The organism is Piscibacillus sp. B03, from assembly GCF_052246295.1.
Taxonomy (GTDB): domain Bacteria; phylum Bacillota; class Bacilli; order Bacillales; family Alkalibacillaceae; genus Piscibacillus.
The window spans coordinates 38,957-58,823 of record NZ_JBQQCO010000021.1; the positions used below are offsets into that span (position 1 = coordinate 38,957).

The 19,867-nt window shown below is 37.5% G+C and carries 35 protein-coding genes and 1 pseudogene; 27 read left to right on the forward strand and 9 right to left on the reverse strand.

Annotated elements, in window-relative coordinates:
* Positions 1 to 64 precede the first annotated feature (64 nt).
* Positions 65 to 781 carry an EcsC family protein gene (locus ACTWQB_RS13435; protein WP_443139709.1) on the reverse strand — a complete coding sequence of 239 codons (717 nt, stop codon included), beginning with the start codon at positions 779 to 781 and terminating at the stop codon, positions 65 to 67.
* A gap of 77 nt (positions 782 to 858) precedes the next feature.
* On the opposite strand from ACTWQB_RS13435, the gene ACTWQB_RS13440 reads away from it, so the two are divergent.
* Genes ACTWQB_RS13440 through ACTWQB_RS13455 form a run of 4 tightly spaced genes read left to right on the forward strand, consistent with a single transcriptional unit; the run spans position 859 to position 2,320 of the window.
* Positions 859 to 1,248 carry a VOC family protein gene (locus tag ACTWQB_RS13440; RefSeq protein ID WP_443139710.1) on the forward strand — a complete coding sequence of 130 codons (390 nt, stop codon included), beginning with the start codon at positions 859 to 861 and terminating at the stop codon, positions 1,246 to 1,248.
* Entirely contained in the window at positions 1,248 to 1,565 is a 318-nt protein-coding gene (locus ACTWQB_RS13445) for a hypothetical protein (protein ID WP_443139711.1), read from the forward strand. Before ACTWQB_RS13440 ends, ACTWQB_RS13445 begins: the two co-directional genes overlap by 1 nt.
* Before the next feature lie 13 nt (positions 1,566 to 1,578).
* The gene (locus ACTWQB_RS13450) at positions 1,579 to 2,073 is read left to right on the forward strand and encodes a hypothetical protein (RefSeq protein WP_443139712.1); all 495 of its coding nucleotides are present in this window, start codon (positions 1,579 to 1,581) and stop codon (positions 2,071 to 2,073) included.
* Positions 2,074 to 2,110: 37 nt separating this feature from the next.
* Positions 2,111 to 2,320 carry a hypothetical protein gene (locus ACTWQB_RS13455; RefSeq protein ID WP_443139713.1) on the forward strand — a complete coding sequence of 70 codons (210 nt, stop codon included), beginning with the start codon at positions 2,111 to 2,113 and terminating at the stop codon, positions 2,318 to 2,320.
* On the opposite strand, the gene ACTWQB_RS13460 is transcribed toward ACTWQB_RS13455, so the two are convergent.
* Positions 2,313 to 2,711: a PH domain-containing protein gene (locus tag ACTWQB_RS13460; protein WP_443139745.1), complete on the reverse strand. Its 399-nt coding sequence runs from the start codon at positions 2,709 to 2,711 to the stop codon at positions 2,313 to 2,315. The genes ACTWQB_RS13455 and ACTWQB_RS13460 overlap by 8 nt on opposite strands.
* Entirely contained in the window at positions 2,711 to 3,007 is a 297-nt protein-coding gene (locus ACTWQB_RS13465; protein WP_443139714.1) for a TIGR04104 family putative zinc finger protein, read from the reverse strand. The genes ACTWQB_RS13460 and ACTWQB_RS13465 overlap by 1 nt, the downstream gene beginning before the upstream one ends.
* A gap of 132 nt (positions 3,008 to 3,139) precedes the next feature.
* Between ACTWQB_RS13465 and ACTWQB_RS13470 the strand changes: the two genes are divergently transcribed.
* The 4 genes from ACTWQB_RS13470 to ACTWQB_RS13485 all read left to right on the forward strand — a co-directional run bounded on the left by ACTWQB_RS13470 (position 3,140) and on the right by ACTWQB_RS13485 (position 5,143).
* Positions 3,140 to 3,775, forward strand: coding sequence for a YczE/YyaS/YitT family protein (locus ACTWQB_RS13470; protein WP_443139715.1), 636 nt, complete (start codon positions 3,140 to 3,142; stop codon positions 3,773 to 3,775).
* A gap of 118 nt (positions 3,776 to 3,893) precedes the next feature.
* Entirely contained in the window at positions 3,894 to 4,406 is a 513-nt protein-coding gene (locus ACTWQB_RS13475) for a GNAT family N-acetyltransferase (protein WP_443139716.1), read from the forward strand.
* A 57-nt stretch (positions 4,407 to 4,463) separates the two neighbouring features.
* The gene (locus ACTWQB_RS13480) at positions 4,464 to 4,646 is read left to right on the forward strand and encodes a hypothetical protein (protein ID WP_443139717.1); all 183 of its coding nucleotides are present in this window, start codon (positions 4,464 to 4,466) and stop codon (positions 4,644 to 4,646) included.
* 290 nt (positions 4,647 to 4,936) lie between these two features.
* On the forward strand, positions 4,937 to 5,143 hold the full coding sequence (locus ACTWQB_RS13485) for a hypothetical protein (RefSeq protein ID WP_443139718.1): 207 nt from the start codon (positions 4,937 to 4,939) through the stop codon (positions 5,141 to 5,143).
* Positions 5,144 to 5,168: 25 nt separating this feature from the next.
* Here the strand turns inward: ACTWQB_RS13485 and ACTWQB_RS13490 are convergent, their stop codons facing one another.
* Complete coding sequence (locus ACTWQB_RS13490) at positions 5,169 to 5,711, reverse strand: hypothetical protein (RefSeq protein WP_443139719.1); 543 nt, start codon at positions 5,709 to 5,711, stop codon at positions 5,169 to 5,171.
* Between the two features lie 65 nt (positions 5,712 to 5,776).
* Positions 5,777 to 6,001 carry a hypothetical protein gene (locus tag ACTWQB_RS13495; RefSeq protein WP_443139720.1) on the reverse strand — a complete coding sequence of 75 codons (225 nt, stop codon included), beginning with the start codon at positions 5,999 to 6,001 and terminating at the stop codon, positions 5,777 to 5,779.
* 196 nt (positions 6,002 to 6,197) lie between these two features.
* Here ACTWQB_RS13495 and ACTWQB_RS13500 point away from each other — a divergent pair, with 196 nt between their 5' ends.
* Complete coding sequence (locus ACTWQB_RS13500; protein WP_443139721.1) at positions 6,198 to 7,115, forward strand: thermonuclease family protein; 918 nt, start codon at positions 6,198 to 6,200, stop codon at positions 7,113 to 7,115.
* Between the two features lie 29 nt (positions 7,116 to 7,144).
* Here the strand turns inward: ACTWQB_RS13500 and ACTWQB_RS13505 are convergent, their stop codons facing one another.
* A complete protein-coding gene (locus ACTWQB_RS13505; RefSeq protein WP_443139722.1) occupies positions 7,145 to 7,657 on the reverse strand; it encodes a GNAT family N-acetyltransferase in 513 nt (170 codons plus the stop codon).
* Between the two features lie 137 nt (positions 7,658 to 7,794).
* Here ACTWQB_RS13505 and ACTWQB_RS13510 point away from each other — a divergent pair, with 137 nt between their 5' ends.
* The 5 genes from ACTWQB_RS13510 (at position 7,795) to ACTWQB_RS13530 (ending at position 10,512) form a co-directional block, all read left to right on the forward strand.
* On the forward strand, positions 7,795 to 8,100 hold the full coding sequence (locus ACTWQB_RS13510; protein WP_443139723.1) for a hypothetical protein: 306 nt from the start codon (positions 7,795 to 7,797) through the stop codon (positions 8,098 to 8,100).
* Between the two features lie 14 nt (positions 8,101 to 8,114).
* On the forward strand, positions 8,115 to 8,366 hold the full coding sequence (locus tag ACTWQB_RS13515; protein WP_443139724.1) for a hypothetical protein: 252 nt from the start codon (positions 8,115 to 8,117) through the stop codon (positions 8,364 to 8,366).
* 113 nt (positions 8,367 to 8,479) lie between these two features.
* Positions 8,480 to 8,830, forward strand: coding sequence for a hypothetical protein (locus ACTWQB_RS13520; RefSeq protein ID WP_443139725.1), 351 nt, complete (start codon positions 8,480 to 8,482; stop codon positions 8,828 to 8,830).
* The gene (locus tag ACTWQB_RS13525; RefSeq protein WP_443139726.1) at positions 8,815 to 10,212 is read left to right on the forward strand and encodes a DEAD/DEAH box helicase; all 1,398 of its coding nucleotides are present in this window, start codon (positions 8,815 to 8,817) and stop codon (positions 10,210 to 10,212) included. Before ACTWQB_RS13520 ends, ACTWQB_RS13525 begins: the two co-directional genes overlap by 16 nt.
* The gene (locus ACTWQB_RS13530) at positions 10,213 to 10,512 is read left to right on the forward strand and encodes a hypothetical protein (protein WP_443139727.1); all 300 of its coding nucleotides are present in this window, start codon (positions 10,213 to 10,215) and stop codon (positions 10,510 to 10,512) included.
* A gap of 27 nt (positions 10,513 to 10,539) precedes the next feature.
* Here ACTWQB_RS13530 and ACTWQB_RS13535 read toward each other — a convergent pair.
* Positions 10,540 to 10,689 (reverse strand): annotated as a pseudogene (locus tag ACTWQB_RS13535) (acetyltransferase); the annotation flags it as partial.
* 173 nt (positions 10,690 to 10,862) lie between these two features.
* Here ACTWQB_RS13535 and ACTWQB_RS13540 point away from each other — a divergent pair.
* Positions 10,863 to 11,309, forward strand: a complete 447-nt coding sequence (locus ACTWQB_RS13540; RefSeq protein ID WP_443139728.1) for a hypothetical protein — start codon at positions 10,863 to 10,865, stop codon at positions 11,307 to 11,309.
* Here ACTWQB_RS13540 and ACTWQB_RS13545 read toward each other — a convergent pair whose 3' ends face one another.
* Positions 11,310 to 11,675, reverse strand: a complete 366-nt coding sequence (locus ACTWQB_RS13545; RefSeq protein WP_443139729.1) for a DUF4181 domain-containing protein — start codon at positions 11,673 to 11,675, stop codon at positions 11,310 to 11,312.
* Positions 11,676 to 11,868: 193 nt separating this feature from the next.
* Here ACTWQB_RS13545 and ACTWQB_RS13550 point away from each other — a divergent pair, with 193 nt between their 5' ends.
* From ACTWQB_RS13550 to ACTWQB_RS13580, 7 genes are all read left to right on the forward strand, one after another.
* Positions 11,869 to 12,075 carry a hypothetical protein gene (locus ACTWQB_RS13550; protein WP_443139730.1) on the forward strand — a complete coding sequence of 69 codons (207 nt, stop codon included), beginning with the start codon at positions 11,869 to 11,871 and terminating at the stop codon, positions 12,073 to 12,075.
* A complete protein-coding gene (locus ACTWQB_RS13555) occupies positions 12,072 to 12,581 on the forward strand; it encodes a GNAT family N-acetyltransferase (protein WP_443139731.1) in 510 nt (169 codons plus the stop codon). Before ACTWQB_RS13550 ends, ACTWQB_RS13555 begins: the two co-directional genes overlap by 4 nt.
* Entirely contained in the window at positions 12,568 to 13,044 is a 477-nt protein-coding gene (locus tag ACTWQB_RS13560) for a hypothetical protein (protein WP_443139732.1), read from the forward strand. The genes ACTWQB_RS13555 and ACTWQB_RS13560 overlap by 14 nt, the downstream gene beginning before the upstream one ends.
* A gap of 118 nt (positions 13,045 to 13,162) precedes the next feature.
* Positions 13,163 to 13,255 carry a YjcZ family sporulation protein gene (locus tag ACTWQB_RS13565; protein WP_279401330.1) on the forward strand — a complete coding sequence of 31 codons (93 nt, stop codon included), beginning with the start codon at positions 13,163 to 13,165 and terminating at the stop codon, positions 13,253 to 13,255.
* A gap of 144 nt (positions 13,256 to 13,399) precedes the next feature.
* Complete coding sequence (locus ACTWQB_RS13570; protein ID WP_443139733.1) at positions 13,400 to 13,930, forward strand: sigma-70 family RNA polymerase sigma factor; 531 nt, start codon at positions 13,400 to 13,402, stop codon at positions 13,928 to 13,930.
* On the forward strand, positions 13,914 to 14,915 hold the full coding sequence (locus ACTWQB_RS13575) for an anti-sigma factor (RefSeq protein WP_443139734.1): 1,002 nt from the start codon (positions 13,914 to 13,916) through the stop codon (positions 14,913 to 14,915). Before ACTWQB_RS13570 ends, ACTWQB_RS13575 begins: the two co-directional genes overlap by 17 nt.
* A 76-nt stretch (positions 14,916 to 14,991) precedes the next feature.
* Positions 14,992 to 15,660, forward strand: a complete 669-nt coding sequence (locus ACTWQB_RS13580; protein WP_443139735.1) for an HAD family hydrolase — start codon at positions 14,992 to 14,994, stop codon at positions 15,658 to 15,660.
* 37 nt (positions 15,661 to 15,697) lie between these two features.
* On the opposite strand, the gene ACTWQB_RS13585 is transcribed toward ACTWQB_RS13580, so the two are convergent.
* Complete coding sequence (locus ACTWQB_RS13585; protein ID WP_443139736.1) at positions 15,698 to 16,222, reverse strand: HD domain-containing protein; 525 nt, start codon at positions 16,220 to 16,222, stop codon at positions 15,698 to 15,700.
* 196 nt (positions 16,223 to 16,418) lie between these two features.
* Between ACTWQB_RS13585 and ACTWQB_RS13590 the strand changes: the two genes are divergently transcribed.
* The 5 genes from ACTWQB_RS13590 (at position 16,419) to ACTWQB_RS13610 (ending at position 19,726) form a co-directional block, all read left to right on the forward strand.
* Positions 16,419 to 16,895, forward strand: a complete 477-nt coding sequence (locus ACTWQB_RS13590) for a DUF402 domain-containing protein (RefSeq protein ID WP_443139737.1) — start codon at positions 16,419 to 16,421, stop codon at positions 16,893 to 16,895.
* Positions 16,883 to 17,290, forward strand: coding sequence for an HIT family protein (locus tag ACTWQB_RS13595; protein WP_443139738.1), 408 nt, complete (start codon positions 16,883 to 16,885; stop codon positions 17,288 to 17,290). Before ACTWQB_RS13590 ends, ACTWQB_RS13595 begins: the two co-directional genes overlap by 13 nt.
* Before the next feature lie 355 nt (positions 17,291 to 17,645).
* Complete coding sequence (locus ACTWQB_RS13600; protein WP_443139739.1) at positions 17,646 to 18,488, forward strand: hypothetical protein; 843 nt, start codon at positions 17,646 to 17,648, stop codon at positions 18,486 to 18,488.
* 48 nt (positions 18,489 to 18,536) lie between these two features.
* Complete coding sequence (locus tag ACTWQB_RS13605) at positions 18,537 to 18,995, forward strand: hypothetical protein (RefSeq protein WP_443139740.1); 459 nt, start codon at positions 18,537 to 18,539, stop codon at positions 18,993 to 18,995.
* A 92-nt stretch (positions 18,996 to 19,087) separates the two neighbouring features.
* Positions 19,088 to 19,726, forward strand: a complete 639-nt coding sequence (locus ACTWQB_RS13610; protein ID WP_443139741.1) for an SIMPL domain-containing protein — start codon at positions 19,088 to 19,090, stop codon at positions 19,724 to 19,726.
* The last annotated feature ends 141 nt before the right edge of the window (positions 19,727 to 19,867 follow it).

The following is a 19,867-nucleotide window of genomic DNA, read 5'->3' on the forward strand; positions in this document are numbered from 1 at the left end:
TTACGACAAGTTTTTATAGTTTATCGTCAAGTATTTTTTCATTTACGTCAAGTTCTGATATTCCTTAAGGTTTTTGTTCAAGAAACCTCATCCGATACGCATTCATCGCTGTTTCTCCTAAATGATCAAGTAAATTGTAATTGGCATAGGCACCAACAATAGCACCGAAACCTGGCACCAACTGCAACATTTTAACAAAGTCGATATAATCCCTATACTCCTGCTGGAAGACTTGCCAATCCATATCTGCTAAGCGTTCTTTGTGGTGATCCCAATTCTCTATGATATGAAACGTCTCTCGTCGTTTGTCATCATTGGAGAAGGCGAGTTGAAATACATGTAAAATAAACAAGCGTTCTTCATAACTACGTGTATCAAATCCATAAACTGAAGCAGCATCAAATAAGAATTTCATTTTCACTGACAACAATAATGGAAAGTCTGCTAAACCCAAAAGGATTCCTCCTGCACCGGTCCCGGCACCTTCAGCAGCGGCTGTTTTTCGATAGTTAGATAATTTTTCGTTCAGTAGCTGATCGCGTTCACGCAAAGTTAAATGTTGATACTGGTCTTTCTTAGTCGCAATGTTGGACCCGACTAGCGTCGCTTTTACCATGCCTTTAATACCTTCTGTGATCACTCTGTGGGCGCGATCAGGAATCATACTATTGACCTTGTTTTGTGCCTTTTTAGTCCACCCTTTAACGAAACCCGATTTCTTCAAGGTTTTCCGTCGCCATTTTTGAATATCCTCATATACATATTTTTCGTATTCATTCATTTTCATCACCTGATTATAGTTTACCATTATAGAGGAATTTTTTTGATGAAGTCGAATTTAGTTTTAGGAGGGGTTGGATGATTTTTGAAATGACGATGCAAGTTAGGGTGCCAGATTATGAAAAGGGGCTAGCCTTTTATGAAGTATTATTTGGTAGAAAACCAGATTTCATTCCTCATGAAGGGTTCGCCGAGTGGGAGGTTGTGCCTGGTAGTTGGATTCAAGTCGGAGAAGGTGAACCATTAGGGAGTGGCCCGATTAGATTTGGTGTGCCGAACATTGAAGAGGCTAAAGCGCGTATAACAAAAGAGTGTTCTATTGAAGAATTTGATATACATACACGAGAAGGAGTTCCAGCTAAGTGGGGGACATTCCAAGATCCGTGGGGGAACAAATTAGGTTTCTTTGAGTATCTAGACAAAGCAGAGGAAAAAGAAAGAATCGAAGAGTTATTAGGAGATTTATAATGAGTGAACTTGAATTAAACATATTAATTTCTATATCGTATTTACTATATTTTGGAGTTTTAATTGCTGGTGCTATAATTTGTTTTAAGAAACGATTTTATATGATTTTAACCTTCTTTATATTGATGATGCTTCACCCTATATTAGAAGAGTCCACTGGAAGGTTATTAAGATACTATATTGAAAATGAAGCAAATCTACCAATATCTTATGGCGATTATGCAATAATTCGACTAATGGCACTCAGATTATTTGAATTCGCAGCATTTTTAGTATTAGTATTAGGGTTATATCAACTGTGTAAACCTCAAACATAAAAAGGATGTTTTAATGAGAATAACTAAATGGTCAGTCTATCAAATTATTATTTTATTACTATTAGTTGTATTAGCTTTTTTAGCAGAGCGGTTTAATCAAGGGATTGCTATCCAGCCATCACAAAATGAACAATTTACCATTATATCGATGGTCATCATTGTCACTTTTACAATGACTGTCATATTTTTTAGCAGTAGCTTTTACTATTTTCAAGCAAAAAAGAGTAACACTTTTTTACGACACTCACTTTGGAATAAGATGCCACTCATCATCCCTGTTGTGTTTAGCGTGCTCATCATCGTTATGTTGGCTTTATATATGATGACCTCTCTTCAGGACCAACGTTGGTTTATGTATGTCATCATTTATTTCTCGCTTTTTGCAGCCAATCTGTTTGTGCTGTCTATCGTCAATAAAGTGAATGAAAGCTCGAGTTTGTTATTGAAAATTAAGTACTCCGGTGCAGCCACTGCATTGTTTATTCTTGTCGTTTTATTTGTAGTTTAGTTTCCAAAAAACTTTTTAGTATATGGAGTGTGGATCTATGTTAAATAGTATAAACTGGTACGACTGGATTACCCCAACAACTCCAACAGCAGCCGTTATTACGGGAATCACTTTCTCAATCCTAATCGCGTTTTTAGTTTGGTATGAATCGCGTGAATGGAAAGTGTTCTTTGGTTTCGCAGGCCTTGGAGTTGGAGTTTCTCTTATTGCCACAGGGATTCTAGATTTTGTAGGTTTCTTTAATTAACTTGAATGTTTGGATTTTGCTCTAAAAGTGCCTCAATGAATTGGTCTTGATTTCGAGGTGAGATGAGCGCGATTTTAAAGTCGCGGTCATATAAGATTTCTACACGGTCCAAAGACAACGCTGGTGCAGACCAAACGGATCGTGTCTTTTTAAGTTTACTTATTTTAGTAATGTCGATTTTTCGTTTGAAGGGCCCGTATTGTACATATAAAGTTTCGTTCTCAATTCGATAGCCTGTTGAAACCCATAACCACATGAATGCAGAGCCAATTATAAAAGCGACTATAAACAAATCAATAGTACCTGTTCTAAGACTTTCAATCAACATTAGAACAGGTATACTGAAGAATAATAACCCCATCCACCAATCTTTTTTCGATGGAAAATACATCACCACATGAGCTCCTGGTTATTAGACAATTTCATTAGAAACGGGATGACACTCAAGTGTGTAATGCTTGCTAGCAGTATTAACGAAATGGTTAAAAACCAAGAATCCGTTAAAATGACAACAGGTAGCATGAGTAATGGCGCCATACCTACTAAGCTAGTGCGTTTTTGTGAGTCGGATGTTTGATACTGCGTTTCCCCGCAATAAGGGCATATGAGTCCTTTTTTAAATTGAAATATCACTTTTTGAGAATCCTTCCAAGTCCATTCTGTGTGGCATTTCTGGCAAGTCGGCATACAATCACTCCTAATCATTCTACCTATATTATAACGCATTTCTTACAAAAAGTTTCAGTTAAAAAAGACTGTACCTATACATTGGCATATGTTAATATGAGCTGGTTGAAATCTATCGAAAAGGTGACGATCATGAAAGAACTATCATATTCTATCTTATTTTATATAATTGGTATGCTGATGTTATCATTTGGTGTCACGATGTTAATTAAATCAGGGTTAGGTACCGGAGCATGGGATGCTTTATTCTATGCATTGTACGATATTATTGGTCTGACTGTTGGCTCCTGGATTTTTATCGTTGGCGTGGTATTAATGGTATTGAATAGTTTTTTATTAAAAGCACGAATTGATTACGCAGCTGTGATAACGATTTTCTTAATTGGAGTATTTATAGACTTCTGGTTATTAATTGTATTTCCGGATTTTATTATAACAACGACATTAATGAGTTATGTTCTATTAACGATAGGCATTATGGCAATGGGTGGCGGTATTGGAATGTATCTTCAATTTGATTTTGCCAAAAACCCAATTGATAACCTTATGCTCGCTGTTCATAAACGAACTGGATGGAGTTTAGCAGTTTCTAAATCATCACTAGAAATCTTAGTTATGATTATTGCGTTCATCTTAGGCGGACCAATTGGAATTGGAACTATTATTATTGCGTTTGGAATTGGCCCATTTGTTCAGTTCTTCTTTAAACGTTTCCAGCAGTTAAAATCTCTATTAGTAAACGGTCGTTCGGTAACGCCTCAATCGTAAAGTTATGAGCCATGGAACCTAAAGTTCTGTGGCTTTTTTAGTACGTAAAAGAAGTCACAGGTATTTCATTATATGATAGAATTTGTAGAAAACAGTTTTTTGAAAGGATACATTCATCATGATTAGACATGCAACGTTGAGCGATCTTCAATCAATCTTAGAAATATATAATGAAGCAGTTGTGAACACGACTGCTGTATATGATTATGAACCTTTTACATATGAAAATCGTAAAGAATGGTACGAGGCAAAAGTGGAAACCGGTTACCCTGTAATTGTTTTTGAAGAGGATGGTCAAGTCGTTGGATTTGCCACATACGGACCATTCAGGCCACGCCCTGCTTACCAATACACGGTTGAGCATTCGGTTTATGTTGATGAGGAACACGGTGGAAAAGGTGTTGGATCAGCATTGTTAAAACGAATCATCGAATTGGCTGAGGATGCAGAATACAAAATGATGATCGGTGTAATTGATGCGGCTAATGAAGGAAGTATTAAGCTCCATACTAAAAATGGATTTGAGCATGCAGGTACTATTAAAAACGCAGGATATAAGTTTGGCAAATGGTTGGATTTGGCCTTTTATCAATTAGAGCTTAAAGGACCTAGTAACCCTGTAGAAAAATAAGTAACGGGTTATGAGTTGTATGATTTTTCATAAAATAGAATAATGTAGGTGAACTAAATGATCGAATTAACTAAAGCGACAACTGATGATGCAGCAGCTTTATTTGATATGCAAGTCAAAGCATTTACACCTTTACTGGCTAAATACCAGGACCACGACACGAATCCAGCTAATGAACCGATTGAACGCCTAACTGATCGCATTGAGAGAAAAATGGGATCTTCTATAAAATTTTGTTAGATGAGGTGTTGGTGGGTGGCATTTGTATCTATTGGACTGAAGAACATGATTACTGGATTAGTCCAATGTTCATCTTGCCTGAGTATTAAGGCAAGGGAATCGCTCAAAAATCTATTAAACTACTAGAATCTTACTATCACTCAGGCGCAAAAGTTTGGAAGTTAGCCACATTACTCGAGGAGAAAGGTAATTGTCACTTATATGAAAAACTAGGATACATAAGAACAGGAGTTAGTAAACCTATTAATCAATATGCAACTCTTATTTACTATGAAAAAAGGAGGGATTAGATGAGTTATTATGATGAGGATGAGGTGGTCTCCCTTGGTACATGGGTCATTCTTCTAATTGTCCTTGCTATTCCTATTATTAACTTTATTGTTTATCTTGTTTTGGCATTAGGTGATCATAATGAAAATCTTAAGAACTTTGCCAAAGCCTCGCTGCTATTAATGTTAATCGCTATATTCTTTTCAGGCTGTGCAGCCATGTTGTGAATGCATAAGAATTCGTCTTATGCATTCAATCTTTAAATTGATAGATTTGACAATAACACAAACTAATCAACATGAGTGTGCGGTCTGGATCATCTTGTACGTTTATGTAGAATCCTTCACCACCGGCATTCATCTCATCTCCATAAACAACTAACGAACGCTTGCGAATAGAGTACTTACTATCTTTTTCTAAATCTTCAACCTCAAAATCAATCCCACTTTGTAAACCTTTCATCTTTAAAATTGGTTCACCTTTAGGGCTATTAAAATTAATTCTTTTGTATGTCCAACCAGATTGAACGTCACCTAAATGTTCTCTATTTCCATTAAAAATATGAAAATCCTTTGGCTTTACGCCCGATGGTTTTCGGATATAGCCGATTATGTTTTCATCTTTATCCACAATCTCTAAATCTACCGCCACACCAGTAGGATAGTTTGCTAATTGATAGAATACGTTTTGTATGTAACGTGGACTTCCTTGACGCTTGCGAAATCTACCTACTTCTTGGTCGTTGGCTAAGATTTTATTTGAATAGACAAAGATTTCTTTATACTGTGATAACATATGAACACTCCCCCCAACCATATTCATATTATACCAAATGAAACACCACCCATCACAAGGTGGTGTCATTGGCAATGAATGAGGCATTCAAAATGGTCATACTCTTTCTCTAGACGTGTCATGGCATCTTCTGCATTTCGAAATCTGATCCAACCACCGTCGCGTTTAAGTTTTCCTACTCCTTTGAAAGGTGTTTCGCACATCCGACTTGTATAATTGCATTCCTTGTGTAACACATATCGCTTAGTTGGCAGGTCGATGTTCACCCAGACAGGTTGATTACCAAACAATAGCTCAACTCCTTTGTGAATTTAGTATTTATATTGTATGTATCGAAATTGGGTAAATATGCATTGTTTTACCAGTGACATCGCATGTTATACTAGTTTTTTATGAGGGTTGGGTTAATTTTTCAAACGGACTAATTCTGGATAATAAACGATCATTAAAGTTTAGAAAACTATATAAAACCTTGGGGGAAGTTATATGTTATTGATTGGAAAAAGGATAGGACTCGCAGTAACAGCCGTGTTAATGTTGTTGTCAGCATGCAGCTCTGATACAGCAGAACCAACACAAATGGAGCCTGAAACGAAGCAAGAAGAAGTTAAACAGAGTAAAGATAAAGAGACTCAGAGCACAAAAGAAGAAGAACAAAGTGACGAGGAACAGCCAGATGCTGAAGAGCAGTCAACTGATGAAGAACCGCAAACTGATGACTCACAGAAGGCAAACGGAGAAGCTGAGTCTAGTAAAAAAGGTGAGCTAGCTACTGTCACAAGAGTCGTTGACGGAGATACGTTGGAAATTCAAATGAACGGGGAGGAAGAACAAGTTAGATTACTACTCGTTGATACACCTGAAACAAAGCATCCATCTAAGCCAGTTGAACCATTTGGACCAGAAGCATCTGAATTCGTCAAAGAACAACTAAGTGGGGAAGAGGTCCGTATCGTTCCAGGTACTGAAAGATACGACAACTACGACAGGTTATTAGCTTATGTGTTTATAGATGGTGAGACGATTCAAGAGAAACTACTTAGAAATGGCTTAGCTAGAACAGCTTATTTATATAATGACTTGACAATGTTAGATGACTTCCATGAAGCTCAGCAGATTGCTCAAGATAAAGACATTGGCGTTTGGTCCATAGATGGCTATGCCCACGCCGACCATGACCATGGCTACCATTATGATGAAGAAGAAACATCTGGAGAAAAAGAAAAAGATTCATCTTCAAATGACTCAGGTCATGATCACTATTCTCACATGGAAGAAGATCATGATTGTGGCGATTTCAATTCAGCAGATGAGGCCACTGAGTTTATGAATAAATCAATTGAAGCGGGCTATGGTGATCATCGTTTAGATGGTGATGGTGACGGTGTGGCGTGTGAAGGGTAAGACCTCGTGAGGTGCGAGGTCTATTATTTTTACCTCATTTCATTATTCGTTGCCTTTTGAGCAATTTGCTTAACATCATTCTTTTCAAAAACTTTATAAGTCCTCATGCCGATTTTTTCTGCTACTTTTTGAGAGGGTATATTACTGAGTGTGGTGTATGAATATATTTCAGGATATTCTAAAACCTCAAAAGCATACTCCTTGCATGCTTGAGCAGCTTCAGTTGCATAACCTTTATTCCAATAATCTCTTATAATATGAAAACCTATTTCAGGTACTAGCTCCTGATCTATTTCTTGCATGGTAATTCCACAGTCACCAATAAATTCATTACTATCTTTTAAAATAACAGCCCATAACCCATGATGATTTTTTATATAAGAATCTCTATTCCATAGAATCCAGTCTCTCACTTTTTCCTGGCTAAATGGTCCATTGTAATGCTGCATGGCTACTGGGTCTGATAGAACCTTGGCTAAATCTTTTTGGTCTTCTATGGTTAATTCTCGTAGATGAAGCCTTTCTGTTTCAATAATATACATAAGAACACCGTCCATTTATTATAAGTAAAACAATATTAACATAAAACTGTTATGTGCTTTCTCTTTAGGATAAATAATGTTTAGGTTAAAATAATGATACTAGGGAAAAACTGGATGAAGTGTAGGCGAGTGATTGAATGAAAAAGTTAACTGAACAGGATATCTTAAATCGAATTCCAGAAAATGAACAACGCATCTATCAAACGATGACACAATTAAATCAAATAGATAAACACAAGCTTTGGGAACTAATCAAAGAGTCCAACAAGGAAAATATCACAATCTATACAGGGGATTTAAATAGAATTGGCGAATTACTTAATAGACAGTTGGTACATATAAATAAGGCTTATAAAACGAAAAATCGAAAAGAAGTGAGCCTCTTTGTTCTAAATCGCGCCCCCTACTTAATAAGATTATTAAAAAGAGAGTATTTGGACTAGTCAGGAGGTCGACAATGGAAAGTTTAATCCCGCTCGCACTCGGCTTCATCTTGAATTTAATCATCTATAAGATGGCAATCATCATCAATGAAAGACAAAAACGCTCGATGATCATTTCAATAATTTATGGGACAAGCACATTATTGATCGGAGTTCTGTTATCTTTGGTGACTTTATTTGAAATTGGTACAGGCATGTTAATTGCATCTGCGTTTTTGTTTGCATGGGTGTATGGAATGAAAAAAGCTAGAGAATCACGTAGTTAAGCACCTCGTATATACGGAGGTGTTTTGTTTTGCCTGAAACTATAAAAATAGATTTCCCTTTCTCGACCCTAGTGTTGTAAAATATAGTAAAAGCTATTGAAAGGTAGATTATTGTGTCGGTCTTTTTGACAAATGAAGAAGTCAATCGTGCGGTAGATTTAATTGTTCATACATATCAAGTACCGTCTTCGATGATTCATCAACTGTTAGGTAAAACGAATGTTAAACAACTGAATAAACATATAGAAGAAGTATCAGGTGAAGGTCTAGAACAAGAACAATTAGCAAGAGTTATTGTTATGACAAAGGGAGCAGAGTTGTTTAAAGGTAGTGACAAAGCTGTACGTGAATTAAGGCGCTATCTATTAAAACAACTACCTGATGATGAAGTGGTGCAACTCTATCAACGCAATCCAGATAATAGAAAAAAGTTATGTCTCCGTCATTTATGTACAAGCCACTAGCAGAGAAGCGATGGGTGGACGGTAAGGCATGGCCACGTGATTTTGTGCAGACATTAGGCTTTCCAATTGTGTTTTCTGGTATAAGAATTCCTAACCAAACTAAAACAACGGCTGTGATGGATGTTGAACCTCGTAAATCCGTTCCACCTTTAGTTGATTTCCAAAAGCATCTAAAAAACGAAATGTTAAAAGTTCTGCACCTGGAAGGCGATCAGACACGCTGTATCGTGACACTCCCGACTGGTGGAGGAAAAACACGTGTTGCCGTAGAGAGTTTTATCGAATGGATGCATGTTCGCTTTTCAGAGCAAAAATATATGATTTGGATCGCACAAAGCTCGGAACTTTGCGAACAGGCGATTCAATGCATATCTGACATGTGGCAGGATAAGGAGTATCCAGAGTCTCTAAGAATCTATCGCTATTTTAGCGGAAAAGAAGTGGAGTTAGGTGATCTAACTGGTGGTGCAGTAGTTGCGAACATTCAACAGATTATCGCTAGATTAAAAAAGGGAGACCCAGTCTTAAAAGAGATTCTCCAAAATTGTGGCGCGATGATTATCGATGAAGCCCATCACGCAGCAGCCCCTAGTTATAAACAATTAATCTCTTATGCGAAAGAATTGTGTGGGGATGAATTATTCCCAGTTTGCGGTTTAACAGCTACACCAGGACGTAGCCAAGGTCAGACTGAGAACTTGGTTGGTGAGTTTGAGGCTTATTTAATTAAACCCGAGTTGCCTGATTACCCTGAGTATGCGGAGAATCCTATTCGATATTTTAGAGATGAAGGTTATCTCGCAACACCTATTCACATCATTCATGAGTCTGGCCAGGATTATGAAGTCCGTGACGAAGATTTGGATGAGGGTAAAGACTTAAACAGACATTTTCTGAAAAAGTTAGCAGATGATCCAAGACGTAATCAAGAGATTATTAATCGATTATTAACCATTCCAGAAGGTAAACCAACTCTTGTTTACGCTTGTACAGTAGAACATGCTGAGTTTTTATCTGCCGTAATGAATTCCTTAGGTCGGAAATCGGCATCCATATCAGCTGATACTTCTAAGGGGCTCCGTCAAATTTACATTGATTCGTTTAAAAGAGGAGAAATTGATTTTCTATTTAACTATGGTGTGTTAACGACAGGATTTGATGCGCCTAACACGGACCACATTGTCATCACTCGACCAACCACAAGCGAAATTCTTTATGAACAGATTATCGGGCGTGGTTTGCGTGGCGAAAGATTCGGTGGGACTGAGACATGTACAGTGATCGATTTCTCAGATAATATTAAACGATTAGGAAAGCCACTTGCCTATACGAGGTTTGAAAGTTTTTGGGGCGGTCGACGAAGTGTTGAAGGAGGGTTTTAAATGAACACGGTTAATCTTATGAACGTGAAGTTTACGTCATATTTGAAGTTGATGATTTACATAGCTGGATCAACGGGGCTTTTCTTTGGTCTATTGTTATTCGTTTTAAGTCTACTCGGGGCTCCAGTTACAGCAGAGTTGGGGACAGCAGTCTACACAGGTGTCATCGCTGGTATTATTAGTATATTTATTTCACCACTTTTATTCTTATTTCTAGGATTGCTTTGGGGAATTATATCTTTCTTACCTTTTAAATTAGCTTTAAAGGTGTTTAAAGGCATGACCATTGAGATGAAATAGAGTCAAACAAACGTTTGATTGACTCTATTATTCTATCTCTTTGATTATGCTAGCAGTGTTTCCGCCTACTAATACGTTTTTCGGAACATCTTTAGTAACCACAGCTCCAGAAGCGACCACGGCATGGTTTCCAATCGTCACACCGGGGTTAATGACGGCTCGCCCATCTACCCTAACTGGCGGTCAGCAGGCTCGAATAATTCCCCATTTAACATTTTTTCTTTTTCACTCTTCATAGAAAACCCCTTTCTTATATTTAATTTATAACCTATTGGCACTAGTTCAAGCTCCATTATAAAAATGTGAATTTTATGATAATATGTTAAGTATTAGTGAAAGAAGGGGTAAAAATGGCTAGAATTTTCATTTTAGGATTTTTGATTTTATTAATCACTGGTTGTTCTTGGCTACAGGCTTCAATCGACCTAAGTGAGCAGGATTATGAAGCCATTGATCAATATTTACAACAAGAGTTGAAGCCGGATTTAGGAGAGGACGTTTTTACTGCGTTTGAAGTGTTAGCTTCGAGTGAAGAGGCTAGTGAAGTCTATGTATGGGCGTTGATTGAAGGGTATTCAGGATCACAAGTAGGAAGCGGGATGTCAATCCCCCTCGTATTAGAAGTGACCCATGATGATGACGTTATTACTGTGACGAACCATAAAGGGCCCCACGATGGTAGTTACTACACTAGCGACATTAAAGAGATGTTCCCAAAGAACACGCACAATAAAATTTTTGATTACCCTTCAAATCACATCCACAATTTAAAGCAAGAGATTGAACAAAAGAGATAACTAAGAAAGATAATCGATGTAGAAATATATATAAAATCCAACAGTTATCACTAAAGTAGTTAATGAATGCAGCCATTGCTTACGATCTCCTTCATAGATTAAAAGCACAACCGTTCTTAAGGCTGATGAGAAGACTAGGTATGCTAGAAAGACTGCAAATATGGAAAGAATGCTGCCAGAAAAATAAAAGATTAAGAGTACGAAGAATACAAAGACTGTCGTTTCGACAACCTTATGAAGTCTATTGACCGCATAAAATCCTGTGATTTCTTCAACGTTTAAATTTTTCTTAATTAATTGTGAAATTAATACTTTAATAATAAAAATAACCAATAACATCAGTAAAAGTTCATTTTCAAGATTCATACATAAATCTCCTTTTATTTATAAAATGAAACCAATCACTTATATGGTAGCATATTTGAAAAGGAGTGACTGGCTAGTTTTGGGTAAAAGCATAAAAGTTATAGTGATTTCTGGCTAATATAAAAAATAAACGGGAATCAAAGCATAAGGGAAATAGTTCTTGCTATAAAGACTTATTTTTAGGAGGTTATGTATGATTTTAGGAATTATAATATTTTTAGTCGGACTGCTATTCCTATACTTGATTATTGAAGCAGCTGTACGGAATGGAATAGATGGCTCTCTAATTGGTACATATCTTAAAGAAAAGCATGGAATTTCTAAAGAGGACATAAAGTCACCATTAGATTCACCACTTGATCAGCACGAAAGAATAAATAAAGGAAGTGACGATACATGATTGTAAGAGAAGCGGTTGCAAGTGACGCAAAAGGTATGGCCAAAGTTCATGTGGATAGTTGGCGAACGACTTACAAAGGAATTGTCCCGGATGAGTACTTGGATAATCTTTCGTATCAAAATCGTGAAAGTATATGGAATCAGGCTATTCCCCGTGGTGGTGTCTATGTAGCTGAAGTTGATGGGAAAGTTGTTGGCTTCGCGAACGGTGGTAAAGAACGCAGTGGGAACTATGCGGGTTATGATGGTGAACTTTACGCTATATACATACTTGAAGAGTACCAAGGTCAAGGGATTGGGAAAAAACTGATGACCGCTGTAGCTAATCATTTAGTTAATCAGGGATATTCAAACATGCTGGTAATCGTGCTTGAAGACAATCCGGCAAAGTATTTCTATGAATCAACAGGTGCTATATATGTTGCTACTGACGATTTAGAGATTAGTGGTAAAAAACTGAAAGAGCTTGTTTATGGGTGGGAGGACCTTGAACGTGTTGTTTCATAAAGGTCTGAGCGTCTATCTAGTGATGTCATGTATCATTTTGGTGCTGTCAGGGTGTGGGGTTAATGATTCTCAGGCATCAGACAATCAAGAACCAAAGGTTAACCCTGAAACGAATCTTGAACCACCTCAATTAACCGTTAAATTGGGCGGAGAATCGCTGAAGGCTAAGCGAGGCGTCTATAGTTGGAGTGAAGGTGGGGCTGGTATTGAAGCAAGTTCAGAAGACCCGATAAACATATTAAAAAGTAGCGATCCTCATCCAGTTAATCAAGAAACGGTAATTAAACTAGATTTTGAGAGTGAGCCCGATGACTATGAAGTTAAAATTTGGCATGATCCAGGGCTGATTGAGAGAGTGTTGGATTTTGATCTCTCATTACAGCAAGGTGAAGTTGTGTATGAGGTTCTGGCTCATTGGCCACAAGGGAAAGCGAGCTATGCATTTAAAGTTTTGGTTGAGTAATTTCCCTAAATAATTTAGACGAATATACAAAAAATTGTGTACCTTCCTATTCTTGCCCATACAAAAATTATTTTTAGACATAACATGAAATAGAAATCACTTAGGGAGGTGCCTTAGTATGAACAAAGGTTATGGTTACAATGACAGCTTTGTGCTAATTGTTGTATTGTTTATCCTTCTAATTATCGTTGGTGCATCTTTTTATTGCTAAGCTAGCATGACAACAACCCCATCTGAAGGGCTCGACATCGGGCTCTTCTTTTTTGTGGTGAACTGGACAAGTTGATGAGAATTTTTACTGTAACATTTTATTTAGAAAAACGTGTAAGTAAAGAAGAAGAAAAGAGGGGGCCTTATGCGACATAATCAGTTAGAAATATTATATGAGCGATATGCCAAGGCCCTCTACTTTTATTTGTTAAAAATGTGTGGTTCTGAACAACTTGCTGAGGACCTTACACAAGAAACATTTGTAAGAGCAACCATTCATTTGAATGAATACGAAGGCGAGGAGGCGCGTGCATGGCTGTTCAAAGTAGCACGTAATGCATACTTAGATGAATGGAGAAAACAGAAACGACGGAAGATAGTGCCCTTAGTATCATTTTTTACCGCAAAAGAAGAAATGATTAGTCCTTATGGAATTCCAGAAGAGTCAGTGATTTCTGATGAAACGAACCAACAAGTTCATGACTTGATAGGTTACCTTCCCGAACAGTATCGTACATTAATTTACTTAAGGGAATTTGAAGAGTTTACATATAAAGAAATCGTGGATACGTTGCAACTCTCTGAAGAACAAGTAAAAGTCTCACTTTATAGGGCGCGTAAGCGTTTAGCTAGTTTAGCGAAAAGGAAGGGGTGGACTTATGACGGATTGGAGTAAAGATTTTGAGAAACGGATCTTGAAAAAGTCAAAATTCACATTGGCTTTTCGGATTCTACGTATTTTGTTGTTGGTTTTTATGGTGTATGTCATTTATATGATATTAGTTCATTTGGTAGCAGATAAATTGAATATCAGTCACGAAAACGCCTATTATTCAAAATTAGCTATTGAATGGACACACCCTAATGTAAGAGGGGACCTTAATCTTCATTTGGATGGGGACGTATCAGCTTTTGGAACGAATCGTCTTAGATATAACTTACAAAAAAGAGTGGGTAGTGAAAATCTTGTTATTGGGGAAGCGCACGTTACAAAGAGACTGTTTAATGGATTCTCAAGTATTCAATTCACTCATCCAGGAAAAGAGACGTTGAATGATTTTTCTTTTTCTTTACCAGTAGACCCACGAACAGACCGTCAACTAACCGGTAATTCAGAACCAGACGTGTGGGAAACTTTAGATATGTTGCCTGAGGGTACAGTTGGAGAATTAGCATTTTCAACGACTGATTACATGGAAGCAAGCGAGTTAGTCAATGTGTTAAGTGAGTATGACATTCAAATTTTATGGATGCCGTTATATACTGGAGAGTTTAAAGAATATGAACCAATGAGTTGGGGCGGCAATGACAGAACGATTTCTGTTCATAACCTGATTGGACTTTCAGGTGGTATGAATCATGATGATGAATATAGGCCGTCGGTACAAATTAACGGCTTTCATGAAAGCACTGTTGAAGATAGTAAGAGGTTGATGCTCAAAAATATGGAAGGGCTTCTAGATAAGCGAAAAAGTTATTATGAGGATTTCCTAGGCCTTTATAAATTAGAAGAAAAATATCAATACCTTCAAGAAGAAGGATTCACCGTTTATGGAGCAGTTGTGACAGGGCCTGTGAAAGAGTTGTTGAAATTAGAAGAGAATGAAATCGTTCAAGGTGAACAACTTGGTGAGGTTGAGTTATGGAATTGGGATAGATAATGGTATATGAAATGCAATTTTCCCATTTTATGCTAAAATAGAAATCAAATCTAACGGAAGTAATTGAGGTGTTCATGTGAGAGTCATTACAGTTGATTTCGATGGCACGTTGTATCAGGGAAATTCGTTTAAAGTGATGTTTGATGTCGCAAAGAAGCAGTACGGTGCTAAGCAGTGGGCAGTTGTTGGTCTTGGAACTTTTAAGGCACTTGGTAAGTTGGTTACGAGTGGAAAAGATCCAGCAAAGCATATGTTTTTCCGTTCTTTCGTCAAATCATTTAAAGGAAAATCTAAAAAAGAGCTTGAGGAGTTTTTCCATGCATTAGCGTATGGTGACCTCGAGCGTGTCAATCGTCCATTGGTTGATAAGGTTAAACAGCATTTGCAAAATGGGGACAAGGTTGTCATCCTATCAGGTGCGTTAAATCCATTTTTAACTGCATTTAGAGAAGCTGTTGGCTTAGAGGAAGCGGATATTATAGGATCTGAGCTTTTCTACGATGAAAATGATATCGCCATTGGTAAAATGGGGGATATTGTAAATGGTGATAAAAAAGCAGAAAGAGTTCAAGAATGGCTTCAGAATCGTAACTTGACTGTTGATGATGTCACACTATGGGCGTATGCTGATAGTCAAAGTGACGGACCATTATTGGACATGGTCGATTATCCTGTGGTGGTTAATCCAGATGAGGATATGGAAAAACTCGCACAGCAAAAAGGTTGGCCATTGTTTGGAAGTTAATATGTAAGCATCTGTTCGCAATGGGCAGATGCTTTTTTTATGAACCTGTAAGAGCTGCTGACTGGTCCAATTTGTTATCTAAATCACGTACACGCTGTAGTTCATTCTTTCGGTCGATCTGGCGGTAATGATGAGCATCATCGGGTTGTTTGTCCAATTCATCAGCAAGGTGTACAACTTCCTGAAGCGGGCTGCGTTCAAACTCTCCAACGGGTAGTGCGGACTCCGTGTGAAAAAGAACTGCATGTGCAATCTCTTTGGCCGCATGCTTATCCTCACCTAGACGTACGAGAAGCTTGTGAGCACGCTCAGCACCTTTTATTGGGTGAATATCAAACGCTTTATATTGATCATAGTCCCACTCGCCATTGTTGTACCAGGTGTAGTGACCAATATCGTGTAAGAAGCCAGCTTTTGCTGCAAGGTCAGGGTTGACGTTGTGCTCTTTCGCAAGTTCGTAGGAGTAATGAGCCACAGAAATTGCGTGGGCCATACCAGAGCGACGAATGTACTTCTGAGAAATCGGATGAACATAAATGTCTTCTAATGTTACACGTCTCATGTCATGTCCTCCTTTTTAGGTTAAATTATCGATATATTAACACTTCTTCTGTGTAAAAAGCAAGTTTAATCTTATGTGTTTATTAACCGATTTTCACTTAGCGTAAACCTCACATTTACTTTAGAAAAAGGAAATATGAATGTTTTATTGAATTCTATTTAATGGGAATACGCAAAATTTAGAGGGGGATGACAAAATGGGGAACAAAATACATATCAAAGCTAAAAAAGCAGACGGCAGGGTTTATCGTCACTTTGAAACCGAATTACTAGATTCCGATCAACATGAAGTAAGGGTTATTCAAAGAATTGGTGATCCAATTTATGGTGAAGAGGAAACTTGGTACGCAAGAAATCATTTAATATTCTACTTTTGGTTAAATGAACCGTTCAATGCGTTTGAGACGTACACTGAAGATGGCGTGGCACAGGATATCTATATGAACATCGCATCACCAGCTGAATTTGACGGGAAGACGATTACATATACGGACTATGAACTTGATTTAATTTTAAGACCAGGTGAGGATATAGAACTCTTAGATGAAGATGAGTTTATAGAAGCAAAGGTGGACTTTAATTATAGTGATGAGCTTATTTCAGATTGTTATGAGGCAGTCGAACAAGGAAAGGCTGTGATTAAGAATTGGAAGTGGAACGGATGGAACACATAAGTGATTGCGTATTTTGTTACCCAGAGTTGGATCAGCGTCAATCAGTAATGATGGAAAATAAACATTGTTATTTTCTTCAGTTAGATTATTTTCAAGAAAAAGGAGTCGTACTTGAGGGAGCAGGCGTAATCGTACCAAAACGCCATCGCGAAACTGTTTTTGATTTAACAAAAGAAGAGTGGGGCTCAACATATTCATTGTTGCAAGATGTGAAAAATTACCTTGACCGGGACCACAATCCCGACGGTTATAATGTCGGTTGGAATTGCGGTGAGGTTGGCGGGCAGTCGATTTTCCATGCGCATATGCACGTGTTACCTCGTTATAAAGATGAGGGCATGGCTGGAAAAGGAATTCGATACTTTATAAAAGGGGCTGGAAATGAACGAGGGTAGGAAAATTGTATAAATGAGTGGATACTTTACTAGACAATTTTTTATAATACTAGACAAAATTATCATTTACTAGACAATCCTCGTCATTATAGATGGCTCAACGCCCTGATCACAACATCTTTTACTCATTCCTATATTAAAGGTCAGGCGTATATGTCGTAAATTATGATAGCGTTGAAACTTTTCACCAATACCATCGTCTTAATATTTAGATATATACATAAGATGTAACAAGACTTAATGACCATAGACGATAGTTGGCTTTTTAGAAAAAATGTCGAAAAACATAGACTTTTTGAAAACTTTTCAATTAAAATAAGGACAAATATCTGATGGTTGCGGTGGGGGTGGTCTAGTGAAGTTGATTGTGGTGGTGCTAGCAATGTTCATACTTTTAGGCTGTCAAGATCATGCTGAGGTGGACAAACCACAGGTTGAGGAGCCAGTTAAAGAAGAGGTAAACCAAACTGAATCTGAGAACGAATTTAATAGAGAACCTGAACAAGTCAGTGAAGAGACAATAGTTGGAGAAATAGAGAAAACGCCTGAAGAACCTGCAATGAATCCAGTTATAAGCCTGGAAGAAGCCAAGGTGATTACGAAAGAGAATCTAGCTAAATCAATTGAGTTGATGCAAGAACTCCAAGAAGAGCATCCAGATTGGTACGGATTAGATGAGCAATCTGAGGGCTATAAGAGCGGAGTCGAAGTAACGAAAAAACAGCTTGCTGATCAAATATCGGAATCCGAAATTGATCAATGGGCAGTGACGTATTTTGAAGAATTTTTTATGTATAACCATCTATATGAGGTACTCCACCCAGGTGGTATGAATACACGATTTGAGTTAAAAGAATTCACCGAAGAAAAATTTACCCTTAGCTATATCCAGCTAGGAGATGAGGCGTTTGCAGAGACGATTAAGTATGATGTGATATTCCTAAAAGAAAACGAAGAATGGAAGTTTGCGGGATATAGTTCTGAAAAAGTAAGAGAATCATTAGATTTAACGGAAAAAGACATCACAAATGCGTTTATAAATTACGAAACCTTAGAACGACTTGAAGGGGAATTGGTTGAGAAGATTATTTATAACGGTGAAACCTTTTTAATTATGGATTATGGTGACTACAAACGAGCCATAAATTCAAGTACGGGAGAAGAGAGCTCTTTTTTATTAGATGAACTAGACTACTAAAAACGTCCATAAGTGGGCTTTTTTACTTAGTAGAGTTGGGGTGATTTGTTGGGACAAGAGAAGACGATCGATTTAAAGTTTAATGGAAGAATCATAAGAGCTTTCTTCTTTTTATTCATAGGTTGGTTAGGGTTATCATACGTGTTAGTTTTTAACTGGTCGTTCATGCCGGGTGGTTATGATTTCGCCTCAAAGGAAGGACATGTCGTGACGGTTGTGCAATATGATTTGTTAGGACAAGAGGAAGGATATATAACTAAGGACTTTAATGAGGAGCCCAACCCCCATGCCGCTAACTACATTGAACCAAGCATAGATCGCTTAAAATTTAATTATTTTCTTCAGATGTTCATCATCGTCATGTCGATAATATTGTTATTTTATAACATTAAGGTAAAACGAGAGACAATCTGGAAATCTACTTTAAATAGTGGAATTGCTATTAATTTGTTGCCGATCATTAATATCATTAGTAACTTAGAACGAATTCAAAGTCTGATGTCATAATTAAGTACATAAATTGATTCACACACCTAGCTTTTAAAGCATGAAATAGTATGAGTAGTAAAATATGAAAGGGTTAGGTGTGGCAGAGAGATATGACAGGTTATGATAGACATGATGAACGAGTAATGACGGTTATGGGTGAAGGTACTGTTACAACTGAGCCAAACATGGCACAAGTGGTTCTTGGTGTAGTGACTAGAGATGAAAGTCTTCAAGTCGCTCAGCGTCAAAATGCTGATTTAATCAATCAGGTGATTCGCAGTTTGATGAACGAAGGGGTGGCAAGACAGGATATACAAACAGTCGACTATTCCATTCAACCTCAGTATGATTATGTTGATGGTGTCCAACAATTTCGTGGATACCAGGTGTCACATATATTAAGTGTGACGATTGATGAAATTGCGAATGTCGGCCAAGTGATTGATGCTGCAGTTGAAGCGGGCGTAAATCAAGTGATGGATATACAATTTTCCGTTAGTCATCCAGAAGTGTTTTACCAATTGAGTATTACGCGGGCTTTAGAAGATGCGGTGGCTAAAGCAGAGACATTAGCAGAGGCTATGAATACAGAAATTGACCTGGTGCCAGTAAAAATAATTGAACGATCAAGCGACCAACCGACAACTTATCAAACATACACTTTAACAGAAACGGCTGGAACACAAATCGAACCTGGACAGTTAGATATTACTGCTCGAGTAGAGGCAAAATTTCATTACTTAGGATAAAACTCACCAATGTTTAGAGTGACCCAATAATATGAGACAGGAAAAAACACCCCCTAAGTCGTATGTAATATTAATCGACAATTTAGGAGGTGTTTTTCTTTATGGGTAAAAATAGATTTTATCCAGAAGAAGTCAAACGAG

Excerpts from the sequence above, each read along its gene's own strand:
- ACTWQB_RS13435 (WP_443139709.1), bottom strand. The coding sequence starts at position 781 with ATGAATGAATACGAAAAATATGTATATGAGGATATTCAAAAATGGCGA.
- ACTWQB_RS13440 (WP_443139710.1), top strand. The coding sequence starts at position 859 with ATGATTTTTGAAATGACGATGCAAGTTAGGGTGCCAGATTATGAAAAG.
- ACTWQB_RS13445 (WP_443139711.1), top strand. The coding sequence starts at position 1,248 with ATGAGTGAACTTGAATTAAACATATTAATTTCTATATCGTATTTACTA.
- ACTWQB_RS13450 (WP_443139712.1), top strand. The coding sequence starts at position 1,579 with ATGAGAATAACTAAATGGTCAGTCTATCAAATTATTATTTTATTACTA.
- ACTWQB_RS13455 (WP_443139713.1), top strand. The coding sequence starts at position 2,111 with ATGTTAAATAGTATAAACTGGTACGACTGGATTACCCCAACAACTCCA.
- ACTWQB_RS13460 (WP_443139745.1), bottom strand. The coding sequence starts at position 2,711 with ATGTATTTTCCATCGAAAAAAGATTGGTGGATGGGGTTATTATTCTTC.
- ACTWQB_RS13465 (WP_443139714.1), bottom strand. The coding sequence starts at position 3,007 with ATGCCGACTTGCCAGAAATGCCACACAGAATGGACTTGGAAGGATTCT.
- ACTWQB_RS13470 (WP_443139715.1), top strand. The coding sequence starts at position 3,140 with ATGAAAGAACTATCATATTCTATCTTATTTTATATAATTGGTATGCTG.
- ACTWQB_RS13475 (WP_443139716.1), top strand. The coding sequence starts at position 3,894 with ATGATTAGACATGCAACGTTGAGCGATCTTCAATCAATCTTAGAAATA.
- ACTWQB_RS13480 (WP_443139717.1), top strand. The coding sequence starts at position 4,464 with ATGATCGAATTAACTAAAGCGACAACTGATGATGCAGCAGCTTTATTT.
- ACTWQB_RS13485 (WP_443139718.1), top strand. The coding sequence starts at position 4,937 with ATGAGTTATTATGATGAGGATGAGGTGGTCTCCCTTGGTACATGGGTC.
- ACTWQB_RS13490 (WP_443139719.1), bottom strand. The coding sequence starts at position 5,711 with ATGTTATCACAGTATAAAGAAATCTTTGTCTATTCAAATAAAATCTTA.
- ACTWQB_RS13500 (WP_443139721.1), top strand. The coding sequence starts at position 6,198 with ATGTTATTGATTGGAAAAAGGATAGGACTCGCAGTAACAGCCGTGTTA.
- ACTWQB_RS13505 (WP_443139722.1), bottom strand. The coding sequence starts at position 7,657 with ATGTATATTATTGAAACAGAAAGGCTTCATCTACGAGAATTAACCATA.
- ACTWQB_RS13510 (WP_443139723.1), top strand. The coding sequence starts at position 7,795 with ATGAAAAAGTTAACTGAACAGGATATCTTAAATCGAATTCCAGAAAAT.
- ACTWQB_RS13515 (WP_443139724.1), top strand. The coding sequence starts at position 8,115 with ATGGAAAGTTTAATCCCGCTCGCACTCGGCTTCATCTTGAATTTAATC.
- ACTWQB_RS13525 (WP_443139726.1), top strand. The coding sequence starts at position 8,815 with ATGTACAAGCCACTAGCAGAGAAGCGATGGGTGGACGGTAAGGCATGG.
- ACTWQB_RS13530 (WP_443139727.1), top strand. The coding sequence starts at position 10,213 with ATGAACACGGTTAATCTTATGAACGTGAAGTTTACGTCATATTTGAAG.
- ACTWQB_RS13540 (WP_443139728.1), top strand. The coding sequence starts at position 10,863 with ATGGCTAGAATTTTCATTTTAGGATTTTTGATTTTATTAATCACTGGT.
- ACTWQB_RS13545 (WP_443139729.1), bottom strand. The coding sequence starts at position 11,675 with ATGAATCTTGAAAATGAACTTTTACTGATGTTATTGGTTATTTTTATT.
- ACTWQB_RS13550 (WP_443139730.1), top strand. The coding sequence starts at position 11,869 with ATGATTTTAGGAATTATAATATTTTTAGTCGGACTGCTATTCCTATAC.
- ACTWQB_RS13555 (WP_443139731.1), top strand. The coding sequence starts at position 12,072 with ATGATTGTAAGAGAAGCGGTTGCAAGTGACGCAAAAGGTATGGCCAAA.
- ACTWQB_RS13565 (WP_279401330.1), top strand. The coding sequence starts at position 13,163 with ATGAACAAAGGTTATGGTTACAATGACAGCTTTGTGCTAATTGTTGTA.
- ACTWQB_RS13570 (WP_443139733.1), top strand. The coding sequence starts at position 13,400 with ATGCGACATAATCAGTTAGAAATATTATATGAGCGATATGCCAAGGCC.
- ACTWQB_RS13575 (WP_443139734.1), top strand. The coding sequence starts at position 13,914 with ATGACGGATTGGAGTAAAGATTTTGAGAAACGGATCTTGAAAAAGTCA.
- ACTWQB_RS13585 (WP_443139736.1), bottom strand. The coding sequence starts at position 16,222 with ATGAGACGTGTAACATTAGAAGACATTTATGTTCATCCGATTTCTCAG.
- ACTWQB_RS13590 (WP_443139737.1), top strand. The coding sequence starts at position 16,419 with ATGGGGAACAAAATACATATCAAAGCTAAAAAAGCAGACGGCAGGGTT.
- ACTWQB_RS13595 (WP_443139738.1), top strand. The coding sequence starts at position 16,883 with ATGGAACACATAAGTGATTGCGTATTTTGTTACCCAGAGTTGGATCAG.
- ACTWQB_RS13610 (WP_443139741.1), top strand. The coding sequence starts at position 19,088 with ATGACAGGTTATGATAGACATGATGAACGAGTAATGACGGTTATGGGT.